Consider the following 21,446-nt stretch of genomic DNA (forward strand, 5'->3'; position numbering starts at 1 on the left):
TTCTTTTTCAAGTATAGCTTATATATTTTACTTGTCAAAAATTAAACGAAATTTCCAATAAATTCGACGATAATTCCGCACATTCCAGTCAATACAATAACAAAGATTGGATCTTTTTTATAATTTCTTACTAAAAATAATGCAAGAAGCAATAATATTCCATTAAATAATAACTGTGAGCCACCTAATGCATTTCTTACAATTGTAAGGCCTGCAGTTGCAATTAGTGCCACAACCGTCGGTCTTAATCCAGTAATAACACCTGAGATGACTTTTATCGTACTAAAACGATAATACACATATGCAAGAATGCTTACGATAATAAATGATGGCAGGACATTCCCTATAGTCGCAACAATGGCGCCTGGAAAACCAGCAACCTGCAATCCTACAAAACTAGCAGCATTAAGAGCAATGGGACCCGGTGTCATCTCGGAGATTGTGACTAAGTCCGTAAATTGTGCAAGACTCAGCCAACCATGATTCTGAACAACCTGTTCTTGTATTAAAGGCATTGCAGCATAGCCACCACCGATACTGAACATGCCAATTTGACAAAAACTGATAAATAATTCGATGAGTGTTGTCATTGTTTAGCACCTCTCAAACTCGACCAAGCACCAATACTTCCTGCAAATAGGATGATAATCAGTACATTCACTTTAAAAACTGATGCCGCTATAAAGGACACTACCATGATGACTAAACTCAGTGTTTTTTTTGTTTTAATAATCTGAGAAGCCATGGTATACACTACATCAATAATCACTGCAGCAACACCTGCTTGCATTGCATTTAATGCTGCACCAACATAACGATTATCTCTAAATTCTACATAAAACAATGAAATAATCGATAGAATAAATAATGGTGGTAACATTGTTCCAAGGGTCGTAACTAAAGCACCAGGAAACCCTGCGACTTTAAATCCTACCAAAATTGATGCGTTTACAGCAATTGAACCTGGTGATGATTGAGCAATGGCCACCAAATCAGTCATCTCATCTTCATCAATCCATCCTAAATCGTCAACAAATTGTTTTTTCATTAGGGGTATAATGACATAGCCTCCCCCAAAAGTAAAACTACTCAAGTAAAACGTTGAGCTAAATAATTTCCAATACTTTTTCAATCTTCATTCCTCATTCCTCTGGTTATTATATCAAAAAAAGCCTCTTCTTCCAAAGAGGCTATATTTTTATAATAATTCACCATATCGTTTCATAAAGAATCGTTTGGCAACTGTAACCAATAACATATAACCCAAGATTGTGACAGCTAACCAACCAAAATAATTGAGAGGTAATCGTGCCAATCCAATACTTTGACCAAAGCCTGTAAACGGAATCGCTGTCAAGAGTAAGATTCCTGCAAAGGTTGTAATGGTAACAAGTGCTGAAGCACTGCTTTCAATAAATGGAATCTTAGGCGTTCTTAGCATATGTATCACCAGTGTTTGTGACCACATCGATTCAACAAACCAGCCTGCTTGGAATACTGCGATGAACAAGGCTTTTGTTTGTGGATCAGTGATTTGTGCGTATTGCATACCAGTCACTTGAGGCGCTATCAGGAAGAACATTAAGAAATAGGTCGTGATATCAAAGACAGAACTTGTTGGACCTAAAACAATCATAAAGTTACGAATTGATTCAGCATCCCATTTTCGTGGCACTTCCAAATAATCTTCGTCCACATTATCCCATGGAATAACCATGGATGATAAATCATAAATCAAGTTTAGAAGCACAAGGTGCATCGCCTCCATTGGTAAGAACGGTAGAAACGCACTTGCAACTAAGACAGAAAAGACATTTCCAAAGTTGGAACTTGCTGTCATTTTAATGTATTTAATCATGTTTGCATAGGTCTTACGTCCCTCAATAATCCCCTTAACCAGTACGTTTAAATCTTTTTCAAGGAGAATAACCTCAGATGATTCTTTCGCAATATCAACTGCTGTATCCACAGAAATACCAATATCTGCTTCAGTCATAGCGGGTGCATCGTTGATGCCATCACCTAAAAATCCGACCGTATGTCCCATTTCTCTTAATACTGAAACCAGTTTTTGTTTTTGGAGTGGGGCTAATTTAGCAAATACATTTGAACTTTGAACAAGATCTTTGAGTTCTTCGTCAGTTTTACCATCTAAATCACTACCCAAAACAATATTGCTTGTATCAATACCGATCATATCGCAAATACTCTTTGTAACAACATCGTTGTCACCTGTCATGACCTTTGTTTGTACGCCATAACGTGCTAATTCATCAATAGCTTGCATCGCTGATTCTTTTGGTGGATCTAAGAATGACAGATAACCCATGAGTACCATATCCTTCTCATCCGCGACTGAAAATTCACCAACCGGTCTTGGATTTGTTTTTTGAGCTACAGCAATGACTCTCATTCCACGCTCGTTCAACCCATGAACCGTTTCCAAAATTTTGGCTGATAGTTCTTCGGTTAGTTCCATTACTTCATGGTTATACTCAACAAATGAACAAACAGATAACATTTCTTCAACGGCACCTTTGGTAATCATTTGTGTTTTATTTCTTGAATCAGCAACAACTACAGACATTCTCCGACGATTGAAATCAAAGGGTACTTCATCAACTTTAATATAAGCATTAAACAAGTTATCAAAGTTTTCATTTGATTCTGCGATTTCCATCGTTTTTTCAATAATCGATTTATCCATCAAGTTTTTTAAGCCTGTTTGATAGTAACTATTCAAAAAAGCATGACGCAGAATTCGATCATCTTCGTTCCCCATAACATCAAGATGATATTCTAATACAACTTTGTCTTGTGTTAAGGTCCCTGTTTTATCAGTACAAAGAATGTCCATTGAGCCTAAATCTTGAATCGAATTTAAACTCTTAACAATCGTTTTTTCTTTTGACATAGCAACCGCACCCTTAGCAAGGGAGGTTGTTACAATCATTGGCAACATTTCTGGTGTTAGCCCAACTGCAATTGATACAGAAAACAGAAGAGCACTCAACCAATCATTTTTTCCAACTCCATTAATAACAAAGACAATTGGAACCATAACAGCCATGAAACGAATTAGAAGCCAACTTACTGAGTTTACTCCTTTTTCAAAGGTGGTTGCATCAGGTTCTTCTTGAACTTGCTCTGAAATTTCTCCAAATAATGTATCATTTCCTGTTGAGAGAACAAGTGCTTGTGAGTATCCACTAATAACATCACTTCCCATGAAAATTAAATTACTTCGGTCCGTTAGTGTTGAGCTTTCATCGATAATTTTACTTGTCTTTTCAACATGATAGCTCTCGCCGGTCAATGCTGATTGTGTAACGAATAAATCTTTAGCCTCTAAGACAAGCATATCTGCTGGTATCATATCTCCTGCTGACAGTTGAATAATATCACCAACAACAACATCCTCAATTGGAATTTCTGTAGGTTCTTGGTTCCTTCTTATCACAAGTGTAGTGGTTTGAACCATTTCACTTAATCGTTTGGCTGCATTACCAGAACGAGTTTCTTGAATAAATTGTAACAATCCACTCACAACGACCATCGTTGTGATAATAACAACCGTCATATATTCGCGTTCATTTTTTGGTAAACCATAAATATCCGTAAAATATGAAACAATTGCTAGAGCAATTAATATCGAGGTAAATGGATTAATGAATGCATCGACCAGACGTCGGAACATACTTACTTCTTTACCTGTATCAATTTGGTTATCTCCGAACTCTTTTCGGTTCATCTCGACACGATCTGGATGCAATCCTTTCCGTGTTGTTTTTAACGCTGTGATGACTGTTTCTTTTGATTCTTTTGATGCCCAGTCTAATCTTTCTTTAGCATCAATTAAAAAGTTTTTTAGCATGATAATCCCTCCTATTGCTAGTTGAGATTTGGACGTAATGAAACAAATCTCAACATCATTTTTGTACTAAACCGTCGTTCACACTGATCCATTCCACCACTCCCTTTCATTCCTAAGACAATAAAAAACCACACCTATACAAGTGGTAGGCATGGTTAAAATATCTCTATAAAAAATATTATCGTCACGTTCAAGCTTTAACTCCAAAAGGCAATGAAACTACATTATCCTAAGCCTTCGCGACCTAGTCTGTTCAAACCAACTCCATAGTGTCTCCACTACTCTGCGGCAGTAATCCGTATCCTTTTGGTAGCCTCACCTACCGTTATTCTATTGTCGTTCCTTGGGTATCATACCTTAAGTCTTTGAGGTATGTCAACCTATTTAGGCATAGATTCAATATGAATTGTATTCGTATTGAATGGAACTTCAATGTTTTCTTCTTCTAAAATCTCTAAAATAAATCGTCTCAAATCACGCTCTACGGCCCAATTTTTTCCCGTATGACATTTACACACAACCCCCAGTAACAGTGCACTATCGCCATATTCACTGATCCCTAATACTTCAGGATGACTAATCGTATTTCCATCAACAAAATAACGATCTAATTTATCTTGCATAACTTTCATTAAATAATTTAAATTAACATCATAAGGAACCGGAACCTGCACAATTGCATTGATATAATCTCTTGAATAATTCTTTACACCACGAATTTCACCATTAGGAATTATGCATTGTTCTCCCTTAGCAGTCCTTAAAATAGTCGTTCTTAGGCTCATTTTTTCAACAACACCTGTATATTCTGCAACTTCAATAAGATCATCCACATTAAATTGATTCTCCGCCAAAATAAACAAACCAGAAATAATGTCTTTAACAAGCGCTTGTGCACCAAACCCTAATGCAACACTTCCAACGCTAGCAACAGCTAGGATTGACTTAGTCGAGATACCAAACAATTCTAAAATAATCATGACCGTAATAAAATATATAATGTATTTAACGGTGCTAGATAAGACTGTGAACAGGGTCATTTTTTTCTGATTATGTTCACCACTGTACAATACTTTACCCAAAGTTTTGATGATGAAATTCATCACCACACTTGCGACAACAAAGATTAAAATTGAAACACCAATTTTTTTAATGAACCCAAACGCTGGTTCTGTTAACATAATTTTTTCAAACATCTCCACACTCTCACTTCCTTTATGAATAGTTTTATTATATCATATGAATACATTAGTTTTTGGGAAAGAGAGTGATTTTATATCATGTTATTTAACTATATATATTGGTTAATTTATGCTTTTTTTGGTTACATTATTGAAACTTTATATGTGTCAATTCCGAATAAAAAATTTGTTCAAAGAGGCTTTTTACATGGTCCAGTTATTCCTATCTATGCTTTTGGTGCTATGGCGATTCTATACTTCTTAGAACCATTTTTTGAGTATCCATCCCTTGTTTTTATCTTAGGAATTTTTGTTACAAGTGGTCTTGAGTACATCACAAGTTTTGCTATGGAAAAAATATTTGATATGAGATGGTGGGATTATTCGAAGAGAAAATTTAACATCAAGGGGAGAATTTGTTTGCGTAATAGCCTTCTATTTGGGTTGCTTTCAGTCATTTTAGTAGAATGGATCCATCCTATTGTTAAAGATATCGTCAAGATTGTTCCAGTAAATACACTTCAATTGATTGCTTCTATTTCATTTGTTATCTTGATGATTGATTTTATAAGTAGTGTCTTAGTTGCCGTTAATATAAAACGATACATCGAAGATCTCGAAGTTGTAAAAGAGGAAATTCTTACTAAATTGAGCACGGATAATATAAGCATTAGCATCGAGGAATTCCTTGATGCAGGCCAAGAGTTGTTGAATGAGTTCGATGATCACATCAAGCAAATTCAAGTTCGTCTCAAACAAAGCCATGCACGTTTTCGTAAACGTGAACATAACCTATTAAAACGGTTCCCGACTGTGAAATCACGTAAATTCTCAAAAACACTTGAAGAACTCAAAAATAAGTTAAAGCAATAAAAAAGCGAAAAATAAATTTCGCTTTTTTTATTTATGTTATTGTGATACTTTATCAAAAATTAGTTTTTGGAATGTATTCCCCAAGATACCCCCCACAATGAGTGCAAGTAAGAAAAACCAGCCCGATAAAGACATATGTGCGATTGGCGTGAACAAGCCTCCAGCATTACAGCCTTTTGCTAAACGAGTTCCCACTCCCATTGTTAATCCACCAAGCATAAAGAGGAACCATTGAATTTTTGGATAATTAAAGAAATTCTGACTTGTTTCTTTCATTTGACCACTTGTTAATAAATAAGTAAGTGCTCCGATAAAAATTCCCATGTTTTGAATTCCTGTACCATTTGAGAAAATAGATGCACTGAAGAACTCAGGTTCTTGTCCTGCATAGTTTGCTAGTGTCTCTGCTTTTACACCAAACACCATAATTACTTTAGCAAACCAATTACCAAAAGGTCCTGATGCACCCCATCCACCTTTTGTTGCTGCCACAATAATAATAAAGATAACCGCAATTAATAAAGCTCCAGTATAAACTGACCATGAATTTACAAACACTTTATTGAAAACATACGTAAATAATTGGTCCTTTTCAGCCGGAACCTCTATATGGCGTTCATTTTCAGCCTTAAGTTCTGACGGAACAACACCTAATGTGCCTTTACGTTTACGATATGATTCATAAGCATAAGCGAGTACGATAACAATCAAAGCAAGAATTCCAGTTAGTATAACGCCCCCAAGCATATTATATAAACTACTTCCATTGAATAAATCAGGGAAAAATACACCATTGTTTTCTCCAGCAGTAAACCATGAATTATTGACCCATGAAGCTTTGTCAAATGGCATCCCTAAGACAACGCCCATTCCAAAGAAAAACATGGTAATAATTGCTTTCGGTGCTTCATTTGCTAAATCACTCATCATGCCTGATGCACAGCATGAGCTCATTGACATTCCAAAACCAAACATCATAGCACCAAGGATTAAACCAAGGTTAATTGGCTTAACATTTAAACCATACTCCACTAAAACAGTTTGTGTTTCTGGGTTAAGATTGAAAACTAATAAACCAGCAACACCAAGTGCAGCTACAAAGAACATAATCATCATTGCTCGCATTAATTTAGTAGAACCGGTTGTATAGGCTCGATTCACTGACCCAGCAAATCCGGTGTATGCTCTAGCAAAGACATAACCAAGCGAGATTCCGATAAGTAATCTAAAGACTAACATATCACTTGCAAGCTTAGCTTTTCCTAATAATATAACGCCAAATAATACAATGAGTCCAATGATAAACTCTGTATAATTAATTTTTTTATTCATTCTTTCTCCTTCTCTTTCTATGACCGACCTTCTGTCTTCTCTCCTAAAATTCACAGAAGTTGAGTCCTATTGCTAACTTATTGTATCATTGGTAATTTTTAAACTTAAGGTTAAATCATCAAAGCATTATAACTTATAAGTCATAGTGACTTGTTTTGTGTTGCTTCATCCATCACATTTAGCGAATTCAAAAACTTTGTGAATCCATGCACTACATGATCAAGGAAATAAAAAAACAACACTCAGTTATCTGAATGTTGTTTTCGTTAAAACTATTTTTAGAAACGATCAAGTTGACTATCAATTGAATTTATTTGTTGATGATACTCATCTAAACGAGCTTCATTATTTTTTAAATTCTCTTCAAGTTCAAGTTTTTCTTTTTCTTGATTTTCATCAAGAGTATCCATGTTAGCAAATGTATCTAACTTAATACGAATCATTTCTGTGATTTCTTCTAAAGCACTGATGCGGATATCAAGACGTTTTGCCTCTTCTTCCAAATCCCAACGACGCTCTTCAGCATTTGATCGTTGATACTCATTGAAACGTGTATAGAACTCATCTTGATGACTTCTAAATGCGTCCCAAAGTTTTTGTTCATTGGCACGTCCACTTGATCCAGCTTCTTTCCAGCGTTCGAATAAATTGTCCATTTTTTCTTTTGCGCCATCAAAGCTAAATGATTGTGCTAATTCACGAGCATCTTCAATTAAACCTTCTTTAATTTTACGAGCTTCGTCATGACGTTGTCTCATTTCATCAAAATGCTCATGTTGACGTTGATAAAAATGTTGACGGGCACCATTGAAACGTTCCCATAATTCATCTTCTTTTTCTCTAGAAGCAAATCCAACCTCTTTCCAACGATTCATTAAATCACGCATAACTGATGACGTTTCTTTCCAATCTTCTGAGTCTTTATGACTTTCAGCTTCTTGGATCAATTGTTCTTTTTGTTCAGCTGCTTCTTCTTGATGAACTTCTCGTTTTTCAAAAAATTCATTTTGACGATTGAAGAAAACATCATTCGCTGCTGAAAATGCATCCCAAAGTTCTTGATCTGCACCTTGACCTGAAAAACCAGCTTCTCGCCATGTAACTTGCATCTCTTGAAGACGCTTCGATGTTTTTGCCCAGCGTGTTGATTCTTGTAAATCTTGCGCTTCTTTAACTAAATTTTCTTTAGTTGTTTTAGCTGCAAGTAATTTATTTTGACTCTCTTCATAAACTTTAAGTGCATTTTGGAATTCAGCTTCAAGATAACTATCATCATTATCTGCAGCCGCTTCTTCCCACTCTTGTTTAATCGATTCAATATGACCGTCAACGTCAACGACATTTCGATATCGACGAACTTCAGCAATGAGTTCTTTTTGACGTGATTGCTCCACAGAGGCTAAACTTTCCCAGCTTAGATTTGTCGCAGGTTCCATAATTGTCTCCTGTTCATCCATCTCCAAGTGATCGTTTTTGTGATCATTATTAATAATAAACACCTCTTTCCTTTTATTGTACTTTATTATTGTAGCATGATTTAGCCTTTGAGTTAAGCCTAAGGATAGATTTTACACATTTATGGGCAAGTTGCTTGGACATTAATACCCCATGAGGTATATTTTATATAGAAAGGAGCTGTTATGTTTCAAGAAGCGATTGATTTATTAAAAACGAAAAAATATATGATCCAAGGAATAGCTTTCAGTCTAGTCTTTATGTTTATTTATACACTGATTGATTCTTTCAATATGTCTTATACAGTGATGAGCCATACCTTTGGTTTCTATCTTGTTATTATAAATATTGTCATTAACCTTGTAATGGCAATGCTAAGTGCTCTTTTAATGAACCTTAGCTCTGCCATGGTTATTTTAAAAGGGAATGAAGCCAAGGGCGCAAACCTTAGCTTTGTTTCAATTCTTTTTGGTATCTTAACTTATGGATGCACGCCTTGTGTCATTGCATTTTTTGCTAATATAGGAATTACATTTTCTGTCTTTGTCCTTCCATTAGCAGGACTCCCATATAAATTATTCAGTTTACTACTCATAGGTATAGGGCTTTGGTGGACCAAAAGAGAAATTGATAAAGGAGTTTGTAAAGTTAAATTTACTTAATTACCTTAAGCTTGCTTCTTGTAAAAGCAAGTTTTTTTTATAGTGCTATGGTATAATAATTACAAATGCGTAGGAGGGGATCGCATGAAAATTACCAAGGTTTTTAATAATAATTGTGTTGCGACAGTTGTCGATAAGAATGAAGTAATTGTGACAGGATCAGGAATAGGTTTTCAAAAGAAAGTTGGTCATCATATTGATGAAGCTTTAATTGAAAAAACATTCCAAATCATGAATGAAAAAATGGCAGAATTTGAGCAACTTATCTCTAAAATACCTATCGAATATTTCATAACTACACGAAGAATTGTTGAATATGCAAATCAATACCTAGACGACTCGCTCAATGATTCAATCACTATTTCACTAACCGATCATATCTCTTATGCTGTTTTACGAGCTCAGGAAGATATTGTTCTACCTGGTCTATTTAATGATGAGCTTAAACTTTTTTATCCTGAAGAATATGAGGTAGGGCGATGGGCGTTAAGTCTTATTAATGAAAGCTACTCTGTGATATTACCAAACGATGAAATCGGCTACATTACCATTCATATTGTTAATGCGCGACAACACAATCATTCTTTACAAGCTCAGAATACTATGTTTTTTCTAAAAGAAATACTCAACATTATTCAAAACGAGTTAGACGTTGAAATAAATAAAGATTCTCTTGCTTATTCACGCCTAACAACTCATTTAAAATACTTATCCCGACGAGTCTTTGGAAATGATGAAAATACTAAGGTTGAAACACTTGATGAGTTAACATTATTAATATCATCAAAACTTCATCATTACAATGCATGCGTCAATAAAATTGCATCGTTTGTTTCTAAACGCTTCGAATATACTTTATCACTCGAAGAAAGAATGTACTTATCAATTCATTTATACCAAATCATCCAAAAATAAACCAACTCTGAATTTAGAGTTGGTTTATTTTTTTATTTTAATAACTTTTTAAATTCATCAGCAACAAATTGAACTTCAGTTCCAATAATCACATGAACTGACTGACCCCCTGGCTTCATAATTCCAGCTGATCCAGTCTTTTTAATGGCAACTTCATCAATCAAATCAAGATTCTCAAGTTCGAGTCTTAATCGTGTTGTACAATAATCACTTGATACTACGTTTTCTTTACCACCTAAAGCAGTCAACACATCACGTGCTTGTTTCAAAAATCTTTCTTCTGAAGCAAATTCAACATCCATTTCAATGTGTTCTTCTCGTCCGGGTGTCATAAAATTAAACTTAACAATCAACACTCTGAATATTGCATAATAAACAAAGAAATAAAAGACTCCAAACACTAAGATCATATACGGATTATTCGCAAGTGGTAATCGTGAACTAAGAATAAAATCAACAAATCCAGCACTAAATCCAAACCCTGCTGTCCATTTTAATGTAGAGATAATAAATAAAGAAATACCCGTTAATACGGCATGAACAAAATATAAAAATGGTGCAACAAACATAAACGCAAATTCTAGTGGTTCAGTAACTCCTGTAAAGAATGCTGAGAATCCCGCGGCAAGCATTAGCGATCCTACTGTTTTCTTATTTTCTGGTTTGGCTGTTTGATACATTGCTAATGCAGCACCAACTAACCCAAACATCATGACTGGAAAGAAACCTGCTTGATACATCCCCGTAACACCCTTAACACCAGTACTCCCCCAGAAATTACCAATATCATTAATCCCGATTGTATCAAACCAAAAGACTGAATTTAATGCATGATGTAATCCAGTTGGAATGAGCAAACGGTTAAAAAACCCAAAGAGACCAGCACCAACTGGACCAAGATTTGAAATCGATGTACCAAATGCAACAAGTGAACCATAAACCACTGGCCACACATAAAGTAATATTAAAGCAATTGGCATCATAATAACCGAAGTCATGATAGGTGCTAAGCGTTTACCACTAAAGAATGCAAGAGCAGTTGGCAATTGTTTCTTATGGAAACGGTTGTACATCATCGCACCAACAACCCCTGAAATAATACCAATAAAAGCATTGTTTATCTTGGCAAACCCTGGATCAACTTGATCAAGTGGAATACTTTGCAACATCGCAACATTTTCACTCTTTAATAAAGTTGTCAGCAATAAAAATCCAATAAGTCCACTTAACGATGCGGCACCATCTTTATCTTCTGATAATCCATAAGCTAACCCTACCGCAAATATAATTGGTAGATTATCGATGATTGCCTTTCCTGAACTAATTAAAAATGCTGCAATGACACTATTTGCACCCCATCCGGATGGATCGATCCAATAACCAACCCCCATGAGCAGCCCAGCAGCAGGTAACACAGCAACTGGAAGCATCAAAGCACGTCCTAATTTTTGTAAATGTTTCATCATATATCTTTACTCCTCCCCATTATGATGTGTACTGAAGCATATAAAAAGACCTACAAATATGGCGTAAGTGTCATATTTGTAGGTCTTGCCTTCTTCAGTAACAATCCTATCTACATGCATAAGATTAACACATGTTGTAACCGCTGTCAATAGTTTTTGGTTCTTTGGTCTATACCTAGATTAAAAGAACACTCTGATGAAAAAATAAACCCTGTCTTTTAAACAGAGTTTATCGTGATCTTACCAATAAATTCACGGCATCTTCAACCAGTTTATCAGATGTCTCTGGTGATTCCATGGTTTCCATTAGATTATTGACAGCAACCAAGCTAATCACCTTTTCTACACTAGAACGTACGGCCATCAGTTGTGTGAGGACATCCTGGCAAGCCGCATCATTATCGAGCATTTTAATAATTCCGCGTACCTGGCCTTCTGTTCTGCTAAGACGGTTTCTTAAATCTTTGTTGCAAATCATGCAATCACTCCATTTCTATTTTTTACCTAGATTCTCTGGTTTCATTTTACCATAAATTCTCAACCCACCATCAAGATTTTTAACTTTTAATCCTGATTGTTTCAAAATACGTTCGGCAGCATAACTTAATTGTCCACTAGCACAAGACGTAATAATTGTTTGATCATAAGGTAATTCGTGCAATCGACACCTCAAAAAGTGTAAAGGGATGTTATGCGATCCTTTAATATGACCTTGATTATGACTTACACCATCACGAACATCAAGTAGGAATGCACCTTTCTCAAGCTCATCATCCAATTCAGACCATTGAATTGAATCACTAAGATTTTCTTTAATATTTAATGCAGCATAACCCAATAAGTTAATCATATCTTTTGCCGCACCATAAGGTGGAGCATAGGACAACTCTAATTCAGGTAGATCATCAATCGTTAACTTTGCTTTAATTGAAGTTGCTAGAACGTCTATCCGTTTATCAACACCTTCGTAACCAAAACCTTGTGCACCATAAATAACACCAGTATCTTTATTAAAGAGTAATTTAAATGTCATTGGCATCGCATTAGGAAAATAAGAAACATGATGAGTTGATGTTACATGAACTGTTTCATAATCATAATTTAGTGCATCCAATTGCTTTTGATTTAGTCCTGTACTCGCAAAGGCTTGATTGAAAACTCTGACAATCGAGGTTCCAAGACTTCCTTTGTTTGAGCGTTCAATGCCTGAAATAATATCTGCGACTTGGCGTCCTTGTCGATTTGCAGGAGATGCAAGTGCAATTAGGACATCTTCATTTGTTATCGAATGTTTAACCGCGATTGCATCGCCAACAGCATAAATATTTGGATCCGAAGTTTGATAATTAGCATCAACTTTTATACTTCCCTTAATCCCTAGTTCTAAACCTGCATCTTTCGCTAATTTATTTTCGGGTTGAACTCCAATCGAAAGAATCACTAAGTCCGCATTAATTTCTCGACCATCATCCAACACCACTGTTTTTTCTTTAAATTCAGAAGCGGCCTTGGAGGTGATTACATTAATGCCTTGATGAATTAATTCATCTTGAGCATGGACTGCCATTTCTTTATCTAAGGGTGGTAAAATCTGATCTGCCATTTCAACAAGGCTAACTTTTAATCCTTTATTATGGAGGGATTCTGCCATTTCAACACCAATAAATCCACCACCAACAACAAGTGCATTTTTCACTTCATTATTCTTGATATAATTATCAATCGCATCTATATCAGGAATATTTCTTACCGAAAATATGTGGTTAAATTCATGAATCCCTTTTATATTTGGGATAATTGCCTTGGCGCCTGGCGATAAAATTAAGGCATCATATGCTAAATCATAGGTATTATTTTCATCTTGAATAACAACCGTTTTATCTTCTTTATTGATTTTAATTACTTCACTCTTAACACGAATATCAAGTTGATACCGTGTATTCAATACTTCTGGACGTTGAACAATTAAGTCTTCTCGATTGGGAATTTCTCTTGATATATAATAAGGTAATCCACAATTTGCAAAGGAAACATAAGGTCCTTTTTCAAGAACGACAATTTCAGCCATCTCATTCAATCGTCTTAAGCGTGTCGCGGCAGACATACCACCCGCAACACCGCCAACAATTACAATTCGCATCGTTAACTAAACAAGCTTACTTTCAAGGTATTGTTTCAAGTTTTCTTTTGGCTGAAATCCCATAACCTTTTCAAGTGGCTTTCCATCTTGAAATAAGATCATTGTCGGAATACTCATAATTCCAAATTCAGATGCTGTGTTACGATTTTCTTCTATATTTAATTTAGCAATCGTCACTTTACCTTCTAATTCTTCTGAAAGCTCGTCTAAAACCGGACTTAGCATTCGACATGGACCACACCATTCTGCCCAAAAGTCTACAAACACTAATCCCTTTGAAATCTCTTCTTTAAAGTTACTATCTGTTAATTGTACTGTCATAAATAATCTCTCCTTCTCTTATGATTTACAAGTACATTATACCCCCTATGGTATATAAGTAAAGTGCATTGCTCAAAAAAAAACTACCAAAATCATGGTAGTTAATCAATCTCCTCAAGTTCCTTATATTTCTCTAAATCCTGTTCTTCAACTAAGACAACAAATAAATCGCCTTCTTGAATAACATAGTCTGGTTGGATTAGTATTTGGAATTCCTGACTATTTTGACGTTTCATTCCTAGAATATTAAATCCATAAACTTGACGCATATTCAATTGGCTAATGCTTTTGCCATGCCATTTTCCAATTGCGTGTATTTCAACAATATTATATTTGTCATCAATCTTTAATGAATCGATGATACTGTTTTTAGCAATTTCATTTCCCAATCGGCGTCCCATTTCAACCTCGGGAAGAACAATCCGATCGGCACCTACTTTTTTTAAGACCTCATAATAATCTCTATTTTTTGTTTTAACAATTACGGTTTGTACACCTAGTTTTTTTAAGTTTAAAATCCCCATAATTGTGTCTTCTAAGCGTTCTCCAGTAGCAACAACAGCAACATCAGCACTGCCAATATCCGCTGCTTCGAGTTGTTCTAATTTCGTAAAATCACCTTGCACTGCATGCCCAACAATATCCATCACACCTTCAACACATGTCATATTGCGATCCATCGCAATAACATCATGGTGATGTCTTCCTAATGTACGAGCAACTGAGGTTCCAAAGAGTCCTAATCCTAATACTGCAACGGTTTTCTTTTCCATTTTTGTCTCCTATCCTACCAGAATATTTTCTTCTGGATATGAAATTAATGGTCTTCTCTCATCTGGATGAGCACTAAAGCTAATGAAGAAGGTCAAAAGACCAATACGTCCGGCAAACATCATAACAATAAGAATAATTTTTCCAATGCTACTTAAATGGGGTGTTAATCCCATTGTCAATCCAACAGTCCCAAAACATGAGACGACTTCAACTAAGATATATTCAATACCAAAGCCTTTTGGAATTGTTTCCGTTAATAATAATAACATTGTTGCGATCATAATCATACTAATACCAATAAAAATTATCAAAATTGCTTTTGATACTTTTTCTTTCGCAATGGCTCGATTACCGTATCGTACATCCTCATCATTAAATTTTGCTTTAATATACAAGGCTATGGTGGCAAATGTTGTGACTTTAACCCCTCCACCTGTCGAACCTGAAGAGGCTCCAACAAACATTAATAAAATGGTAATAAACACACCAAAGTGTGAAACGTTCGCATAATTAATGTTAGCATAACCAGCTGTTCGAGGTGTCACCGCCATAAAAAAGGTATTCATTAGCTGATTAGGAATACTTAACTCAGCAAAAGTACCGTGTCGTATTTCACTAAATGATAATAAAATAAAACTGATAAGTAAGATGAATCCCGTTGTTTTCAATGTCAATCGTGTATGCAATAACAAACTTCTATGCTTTTTATAGTTTAGGACATCTCGCCATACAATAAATCCTAATCCACCAAAAATAATAAGAAATGCAATCGTAAACATTACTAACGGATTTTGAGTAAAGCCTTCTAAACTATTTCCAAATAAATCAAATCCAGCATTACAAAATGCTGAGATACTGTGAAATGCTGAAAAATAGACACCTTTGAAAAATCCAAATCGTGGAATAAAATCAATGGATAAGATAAGCGCTCCAATAAATTGAACTGATAGTGAAAACTTTATAATGTATCGAATGATATTTTGAGCATCTTTTAAATTGTCTGTATTAACTGCTTCTTTAACCAACAAACGTTGTTTAAGTGTTAATCGTTTCCCCATAAAAACAAAAACTAATACAATGATGGACATGAAACCAAGTCCACCTATTTCTATTAGTGTAATGATTACAGTCTTACCAAAATAAGACCAATGTTCTGCAGTATTTAGCGTTACTTGTCCAGTCACACATATGGCTGATGTCGCCGTAAATAAAGCATCAATAAAATTTGTAAACTCACCACTACTTGAAGAAATAGGGAGAGACAAAAGAATTGCCCCAACAAATATGCAGGCAAAGAAACCAAATGCTATTTGTTGGGGAATTGATAGATTTTTTAGGTATTTCGTGGTCATTGTCTTAATTTCAACCTCGCTAGAGAACGTTGAAGCGCAAGCTCTGCTCGTCGCATATCAACTGAATCTTGTTTTTCTTTTAAACGTTCTTCTGCTCTCTGTTTTGCTTTTTCTGCACGGTTAAAGTCAATATCTGTTTGGCTTTCCACTGCATTCACTAAGAGCAGTCCTTCGTTATTTTCAAATGTAAATAACCCCTCAGAAAGGAAAAACTTTGTTGTTTCACCTTTGACTTTATAATACATGATTCCAATGGTCAATGGCAAGACAGTTGCCATATGATTTGAAAGCATGGTCCGCTGACCATCAATTGTTGGTAAGGTAATTGAGTCTATCTCAAGTTCACTGTAAACACCTTCTGGACTTACAATTCTTAAGTTAAACATAACTATTACTTCCTTTCGTCAGCTTTTTTATAGACATCATCAATTGTTGATGCAAATAAGAATGCTTGCTCAGGTAAATGATCAACATCACCATCTAAAATTGTTTTGAAGCTACGAATAGTATCTTCAATCGGTACATAGGACCCAGGAATACCTGAGAATGTTTCCGCAACAAAGAATGGTTGTGATAGGAAGTTACGAATCTTACGAGCACGGTTAACCGTTAATTTGTCTGATTCACTTAATTCATCCATACCTAAGATTGCAATAATATCTTGAAGTTCTTTATAACGTTGTAGAATTCGTTGTACTTCACTTGCGACAAACACATGTTCTTTTCCAACCACGTCTTCACTCAATAAATTACTGCTTGATTCGAGTGGATCAACCGCTGGATAAATTCCTAAAGCCGCAATATTACGATCTAAAACAGTCTTTGCATCAAGATGGGTAAATGTTATGGCTGCAGCAGGGTCAGTTAAGTCGTCCGCTGGCACATAAATAGCTTGAATAGATGTAATTGATCCATCTTTTGTAGATGTAATACGCTCTTGTAACTGCCCCATTTCAGTCGCTAAGGTTGGTTGATACCCAACCGCTGATGGCATACGGCCTAAAAGTGCTGAAACTTCTGAACCTGCCTGAGTAAAACGGAAAATATTATCGATAAACAATAAAACATCTTGTTTGTTTGTATCACGGAAATACTCCGCCATTGTTAACCCTGACAAGGCAACGCGCATTCTAGCTCCTGGTGACTCATTCATCTGACCATAGATTAAGACCGTGTTATCAAGAACATTCGCATCCTTCATTTCATGATAAAGGTCATTTCCTTCACGTGTTCTCTCTCCAACACCCGCAACAACTGATAAACCTTCATGTTCGATTGCAATGTTATGAATTAATTCTTGCATCAAGACTGTTTTCCCAACACCCGCTCCACCAAAGAGACCAATCTTTCCACCTTGTGGATAAGGACATAATAAATCAATAACTTTGATTCCTGTCTCTAGAACGGTTGTTGTTGTTTTTTGGTCTTTAAACATTGGCGCTTCACGATGAATTTCATGAAATTCTACACCATCTGTCTCGAATGGTAACTCATCAATGGGTTCACCAAGAACATTAAACATTCTACCTAATATTTCTTTACCAACTGGTACCTTGATCGCCGCACCTGTGTTGATGACTTCTAAATCACGAGACAATCCATCTGTTGGTCCCATTGAAATACAACGCGCGATATCATTACCAATATGTTGTGAAACTTCCAATGTTACATCGATTGTCTCATGAACAACAGTTAATGCGTTATATAGTTCTGGCATGTTTTCTTTAGAAAAGCGAACATCCACAACCGGTCCAACAATTTGTACTATTTTTCCATTCATCTAACTTACCTCCATTCCTGAAACAATTTCAGATATTTCCTGGGTAATTGCTTCTTGACGTGCTTGGTTATATGATCTTTGTAGTTCTTCAATCATATCTTGCGCACTGTCTGTTGCTTTTTCCATCGCTATTCGTCGAGTCGTATGCTCACTAACTTTCGACATTAAAAAGCTATAACGAATTAAACTATTTAATGTTTGTTTGACTAACATTTTTGATGTTTCTTCAAAATTTGGTTCATAGATTACATCGTCTCTTTGATCTTTAATTTGTGTCCACAACGGATAGTGATTAAACATCATTTCAACTGAACCTTTATATTCGGGAATAATTGTAATAATATTCTTTTTCCCAATGTATGTACTGACTTCTTTAACAATCTCATCAAGGTCTAAGCGTTCACTCGATACAGCATCGTTAATAATTGGAATTCCTTTTTTTATCATTAAATCATGGAACTGAGTGCCATATGTAAGGACTTCATCTCCATCTTCGATTGTTGCAAGAACTTGTTTCATTAAACCCTGTGTATAAGCTGAGCATAAGCCTAAATCAGGCATAAAAATAACATATAGTTTATCTAAATCACTGTGTTCCTTCTCGAATGGCAAGAATTGATCGGAGACACCACTAACTGCTTCAAAATACGGTTCAAACTCATTCAAATAACGGCGATATTTCTGTAATTTTGATAACGAAACGAGTTTCATCGCTTTTGTTATTTTCTGAGTTGAGGTAATAGAATTAATTCGTTGTTTAATTCCTGCAGTATTAGACGCCATGATATCCCGCCTGGAATTCGTTCAAGCAGCCATCCATTACAGTTTTAATTTTTTCAATCAATGCGTCATCAAGTTTAAATTCTTCACGTATTTCATCAAGAATATCTTGGTGTTCTTTTTCAAAACGTTGATGAATAAACTTTTCAAATGCAAGAACATCTTTAACAGCAAGTTTATCCAAATAACCATAACGGTTAAGGAATAAACTTAAAACCATTAACTCATGTTCAACTTTATTCAATGCACCTTGTTTAAGTAATTCTGTTAAACGATCACCATGATCAATCGTTGCTTGTGTTTGCTCATCAATATCTGAACTAAATTGAGCAAAAGATTGCAGTTCATGATAAGTTGCTAATTCAAGTTTTAAGGATGCTGCAACGTGTTTCATTGCTGATGTTTGAGCTGCAGAACCAACACGCGAAACAGACATACCACTATCAACCGCTGGACGAACACCACTATTAAATGAATCCAAGTTCAAGAATAGTTGACCATCCGTAATTGAAATAACATTCGTTGGAATATAAGCAGAAATATCACCTGCTTGTGTTTCGATTATCGGTAAAGCAGTCATTGAACCACCACCATAATTATCATTTAGCTTAGCTGAACGTTCTAAAAGACGTGAATGAAGATAGAAAACATCTCCTGGATATGCCTCACGTCCTGCTGGACGACGAAGTAGAAGTGAAATGGTACGGTATGCAACAGCATGTTTTGACAAGTCATCATAGACAATTAAAACATCATCACCATTATCCATCCAATATTCACCAATCGCACACCCTGTATAAGGCGCCATATATTGCAACGGTGCAAGTTCACTTGCAGTACTTGAGACGATCACTGTATAGTCTAATGCGTCGTGTTCTTTTAGTTTTTCAACGACCATTGCAACGGTTGATGCTTTTTGACCAATCGCTACATAGATACATTTTACACCTTGACCTTTTTGGTTAATGATTGCATTCAGTGCAATACTAGTTTTTCCTGTTTGGCGATCACCAATGATAAGTTCACGTTGACCTTTCCCAATTGGAATCATTGAATCAACAACTTTTAATCCCGTATGAAGTGGCTCATGAACACTTTCACGTGTCATAACTCCTGGAGCAATTCGTTCAATTGGACGTGTTTCCACAGATTCAATGTTGCCCTTACCATCAATCGGTTGGCCTAATGCATCAACAACACGCCCAAGTAATTGATCCCCAACACCCACTTCAATAATTTTATTCGTACGATACACAGTATCGCCTTCTTTAATGTTTTGATCATTTCCTAATAAAACTACACCAACTTGATTTTCTTCTAAGTTCAAAGCCAAGCCATAAACTTCATTATCAAATTGTAACATTTCACCTGCAAGGACTTGATCTAAACCACGAACAAAAGCAATTCCATCACCAACTTTAAAGACTGTTCCAACATCTACACTAGAATTGTCAAATTCGATGGTAGAAATTTGTTCTTTCAACATCTGTAAAATGTTTTCAGATTGTTTACTCATGTTTTAATCCTCCCTGTGCTAAAATTTGCTTAAATTTATTTTTAATACTTGTATCATAAACATCATTATTTACTCGTATTTTTAATCCACCAATTAACGATGGATCTTCTTTGTATTGAACATCTAGTATTCCTTTATAGTGTTTAGAAACATTCGTAACAATCTCGTCAATTTCTGTTTTTGATAATGCGGAAGCACTCTCAACATTTACACCATAAATCAACTCATGATCAATCAGTAAATCCCGATATTCTGCGACAATTCGATCGAAAGCATAGATTAAAGATGCTTCCTGAATAATTCTTAAAAAATTGATAACTTCAGGGCTAAATACTTTATTTAGACTCTCCCAAAAATTATCGAACACTCGATAATCAGAAACTGATTTACTTAAAATATTATGGACTTCTAGATCGTCCAACACTGCTGAAAAATCTTTAAGTTCTTCATAATATTTCATTTCAAGTTTTTTTTCTAGTGCAAGCTCAAAGAGCGCTAGGGTATAGGTCTCAATGCTTATAATCATGAGAATCCATTTCCTTTTCTAGCGCCTTAACCATTTGTGCTTGGTCAATTTGAATGTCTTCCAACACCTTACGGTTAACTTCGACGGCTGCCTCTAGAACATACTGCTGTGCCTCATTGAACAATGCTTCTCGTTCTTCTTGATAATCTTGTTCTAATTGAGCTTCTCGACGATCAATTTCAACTTGAGCAGACGCGATGATTTCTTTTTTACGTGCCTGAGCATCGTGAATCATATCTGCTTCAATCGTCTTGATTCTTTCCATAGCTTCCTGGTATTCATCCAATGCCTTCACACTTGTTTGTTCAGCATTAATGCGAAGCGCTTGTGCTTCTGTTACCTCAGACTCTATTAAATCAGCTCGTTTTTCTAAATAATCTTGGACTGGCTCATTCAAATATTTTCGATACATCAAAAATATAACACCAGTCGCTAGAAGTTGGACAATCATTGTTACGATATTAGGAAACAGCAAATTTGCTATATCAATATCCATATT

General features: G+C 35.5%; 21 protein-coding genes and 1 riboswitch. Of the genes, 3 read left to right on the forward strand and 18 right to left on the reverse strand.

The genetic code is table 11. The features are described 5' to 3' along the window. Positions 1 to 41 precede the first annotated feature (41 nt). The 4 genes from GVV10_RS04650 to GVV10_RS04665 form a co-directional block, all read right to left on the reverse strand. A complete protein-coding gene (locus GVV10_RS04650; protein WP_159520084.1) occupies positions 42 to 590 on the reverse strand; it encodes a chromate transporter in 549 nt (182 codons plus the stop codon). Then, positions 587 to 1,132 carry a chromate transporter gene (locus tag GVV10_RS04655; RefSeq protein WP_159520086.1) on the reverse strand — a complete coding sequence of 182 codons (546 nt, stop codon included), beginning with the start codon at positions 1,130 to 1,132 and terminating at the stop codon, positions 587 to 589. Before GVV10_RS04655 ends, GVV10_RS04650 begins: the two co-directional genes overlap by 4 nt. 66 nt (positions 1,133 to 1,198) lie before the next feature. Beyond that, positions 1,199 to 3,874 carry a magnesium-translocating P-type ATPase gene (mgtA, locus tag GVV10_RS04660; protein WP_159520089.1) on the reverse strand — a complete coding sequence of 892 codons (2,676 nt, stop codon included), beginning with the start codon at positions 3,872 to 3,874 and terminating at the stop codon, positions 1,199 to 1,201. A 173-nt stretch (positions 3,875 to 4,047) separates the two neighbouring features. After that, a riboswitch (M-box (ykoK) riboswitch) is annotated at positions 4,048 to 4,208 on the reverse strand. Positions 4,209 to 4,254: 46 nt separating this feature from the next. Further along, the gene (locus GVV10_RS04665) at positions 4,255 to 5,070 is read right to left on the reverse strand and encodes a mechanosensitive ion channel family protein (RefSeq protein ID WP_159520091.1); all 816 of its coding nucleotides are present in this window, start codon (positions 5,068 to 5,070) and stop codon (positions 4,255 to 4,257) included. An 84-nt stretch (positions 5,071 to 5,154) separates the two neighbouring features. Between GVV10_RS04665 and GVV10_RS04670 the strand changes: the two genes are divergently transcribed. Next, a complete protein-coding gene (locus tag GVV10_RS04670; RefSeq protein WP_159520093.1) occupies positions 5,155 to 5,928 on the forward strand; it encodes a putative ABC transporter permease in 774 nt (257 codons plus the stop codon). A gap of 36 nt (positions 5,929 to 5,964) precedes the next feature. Here GVV10_RS04670 and GVV10_RS04675 read toward each other — a convergent pair whose 3' ends face one another. Beyond that, on the reverse strand, positions 5,965 to 7,260 hold the full coding sequence (locus tag GVV10_RS04675; RefSeq protein WP_159520096.1) for a YeeE/YedE family protein: 1,296 nt from the start codon (positions 7,258 to 7,260) through the stop codon (positions 5,965 to 5,967). A 278-nt stretch (positions 7,261 to 7,538) separates the two neighbouring features. Then, a complete protein-coding gene (locus GVV10_RS04680) occupies positions 7,539 to 8,696 on the reverse strand; it encodes a DUF349 domain-containing protein (protein ID WP_159520098.1) in 1,158 nt (385 codons plus the stop codon). 204 nt (positions 8,697 to 8,900) lie between these two features. Between GVV10_RS04680 and GVV10_RS04685 the strand changes: the two genes are divergently transcribed. After that, positions 8,901 to 9,377: a hypothetical protein gene (locus GVV10_RS04685; RefSeq protein WP_159520101.1), complete on the forward strand. Its 477-nt coding sequence runs from the start codon at positions 8,901 to 8,903 to the stop codon at positions 9,375 to 9,377. 84 nt (positions 9,378 to 9,461) lie between these two features. After that, positions 9,462 to 10,292, forward strand: a complete 831-nt coding sequence (locus GVV10_RS04690) for a PRD domain-containing protein (RefSeq protein ID WP_159520103.1) — start codon at positions 9,462 to 9,464, stop codon at positions 10,290 to 10,292. 32 nt (positions 10,293 to 10,324) lie between these two features. Here the strand turns inward: GVV10_RS04690 and nagE are convergent, their stop codons facing one another. The 12 genes from nagE to GVV10_RS04745 all read right to left on the reverse strand — a co-directional run bounded on the left by nagE (position 10,325) and on the right by GVV10_RS04745 (position 21,443). Next, a complete protein-coding gene (nagE, locus tag GVV10_RS04695; RefSeq protein WP_159520105.1) occupies positions 10,325 to 11,758 on the reverse strand; it encodes an N-acetylglucosamine-specific PTS transporter subunit IIBC in 1,434 nt (477 codons plus the stop codon). A 229-nt stretch (positions 11,759 to 11,987) separates the two neighbouring features. Then, positions 11,988 to 12,236: a metal-sensing transcriptional repressor gene (locus GVV10_RS04700; protein WP_159520107.1), complete on the reverse strand. Its 249-nt coding sequence runs from the start codon at positions 12,234 to 12,236 to the stop codon at positions 11,988 to 11,990. 15 nt (positions 12,237 to 12,251) lie between these two features. Further along, positions 12,252 to 13,898 carry an FAD-dependent oxidoreductase gene (locus tag GVV10_RS04705; RefSeq protein WP_159520109.1) on the reverse strand — a complete coding sequence of 549 codons (1,647 nt, stop codon included), beginning with the start codon at positions 13,896 to 13,898 and terminating at the stop codon, positions 12,252 to 12,254. A 6-nt stretch (positions 13,899 to 13,904) separates the two neighbouring features. Further along, the gene (gene trxA / locus GVV10_RS04710) at positions 13,905 to 14,219 is read right to left on the reverse strand and encodes a thioredoxin (RefSeq protein WP_159520111.1); all 315 of its coding nucleotides are present in this window, start codon (positions 14,217 to 14,219) and stop codon (positions 13,905 to 13,907) included. A 101-nt stretch (positions 14,220 to 14,320) separates the two neighbouring features. Further along, on the reverse strand, positions 14,321 to 14,992 hold the full coding sequence (locus tag GVV10_RS04715; protein ID WP_159520113.1) for a potassium channel family protein: 672 nt from the start codon (positions 14,990 to 14,992) through the stop codon (positions 14,321 to 14,323). Positions 14,993 to 15,001: 9 nt separating this feature from the next. Then, positions 15,002 to 16,345, reverse strand: coding sequence for a TrkH family potassium uptake protein (locus tag GVV10_RS04720; protein WP_159520115.1), 1,344 nt, complete (start codon positions 16,343 to 16,345; stop codon positions 15,002 to 15,004). After that, on the reverse strand, positions 16,342 to 16,731 hold the full coding sequence (gene atpC / locus GVV10_RS04725) for an ATP synthase F1 subunit epsilon (RefSeq protein WP_159520118.1): 390 nt from the start codon (positions 16,729 to 16,731) through the stop codon (positions 16,342 to 16,344). The genes GVV10_RS04720 and atpC overlap by 4 nt, the downstream gene beginning before the upstream one ends. 5 nt (positions 16,732 to 16,736) lie before the next feature. Beyond that, on the reverse strand, positions 16,737 to 18,125 hold the full coding sequence (atpD, locus tag GVV10_RS09440) for a F0F1 ATP synthase subunit beta (protein WP_201289988.1): 1,389 nt from the start codon (positions 18,123 to 18,125) through the stop codon (positions 16,737 to 16,739). Continuing rightward, complete coding sequence (locus GVV10_RS09445) at positions 18,126 to 18,908, reverse strand: F0F1 ATP synthase subunit gamma (RefSeq protein WP_201289989.1); 783 nt, start codon at positions 18,906 to 18,908, stop codon at positions 18,126 to 18,128. Beyond that, complete coding sequence (gene atpA, locus GVV10_RS04735) at positions 18,898 to 20,421, reverse strand: F0F1 ATP synthase subunit alpha (RefSeq protein WP_159520120.1); 1,524 nt, start codon at positions 20,419 to 20,421, stop codon at positions 18,898 to 18,900. Before atpA ends, GVV10_RS09445 begins: the two co-directional genes overlap by 11 nt. Next, complete coding sequence (gene atpH, locus GVV10_RS04740; RefSeq protein WP_159520122.1) at positions 20,414 to 20,947, reverse strand: ATP synthase F1 subunit delta; 534 nt, start codon at positions 20,945 to 20,947, stop codon at positions 20,414 to 20,416. Before atpH ends, atpA begins: the two co-directional genes overlap by 8 nt. Next, positions 20,931 to 21,443 (reverse strand): ATP synthase F0 subunit B, encoded by a 513-nt coding sequence (locus GVV10_RS04745; protein WP_159520124.1) that lies wholly within the window; start codon positions 21,441 to 21,443, stop codon positions 20,931 to 20,933. Before GVV10_RS04745 ends, atpH begins: the two co-directional genes overlap by 17 nt. Between the last annotated feature and the right edge of the window lie 3 nt (positions 21,444 to 21,446).

Source organism: Erysipelothrix urinaevulpis (genome assembly GCF_009828835.1).
Taxonomy (GTDB): domain Bacteria; phylum Bacillota_I; class Bacilli_A; order Erysipelotrichales; family Erysipelotrichaceae; genus Erysipelothrix; species Erysipelothrix urinaevulpis.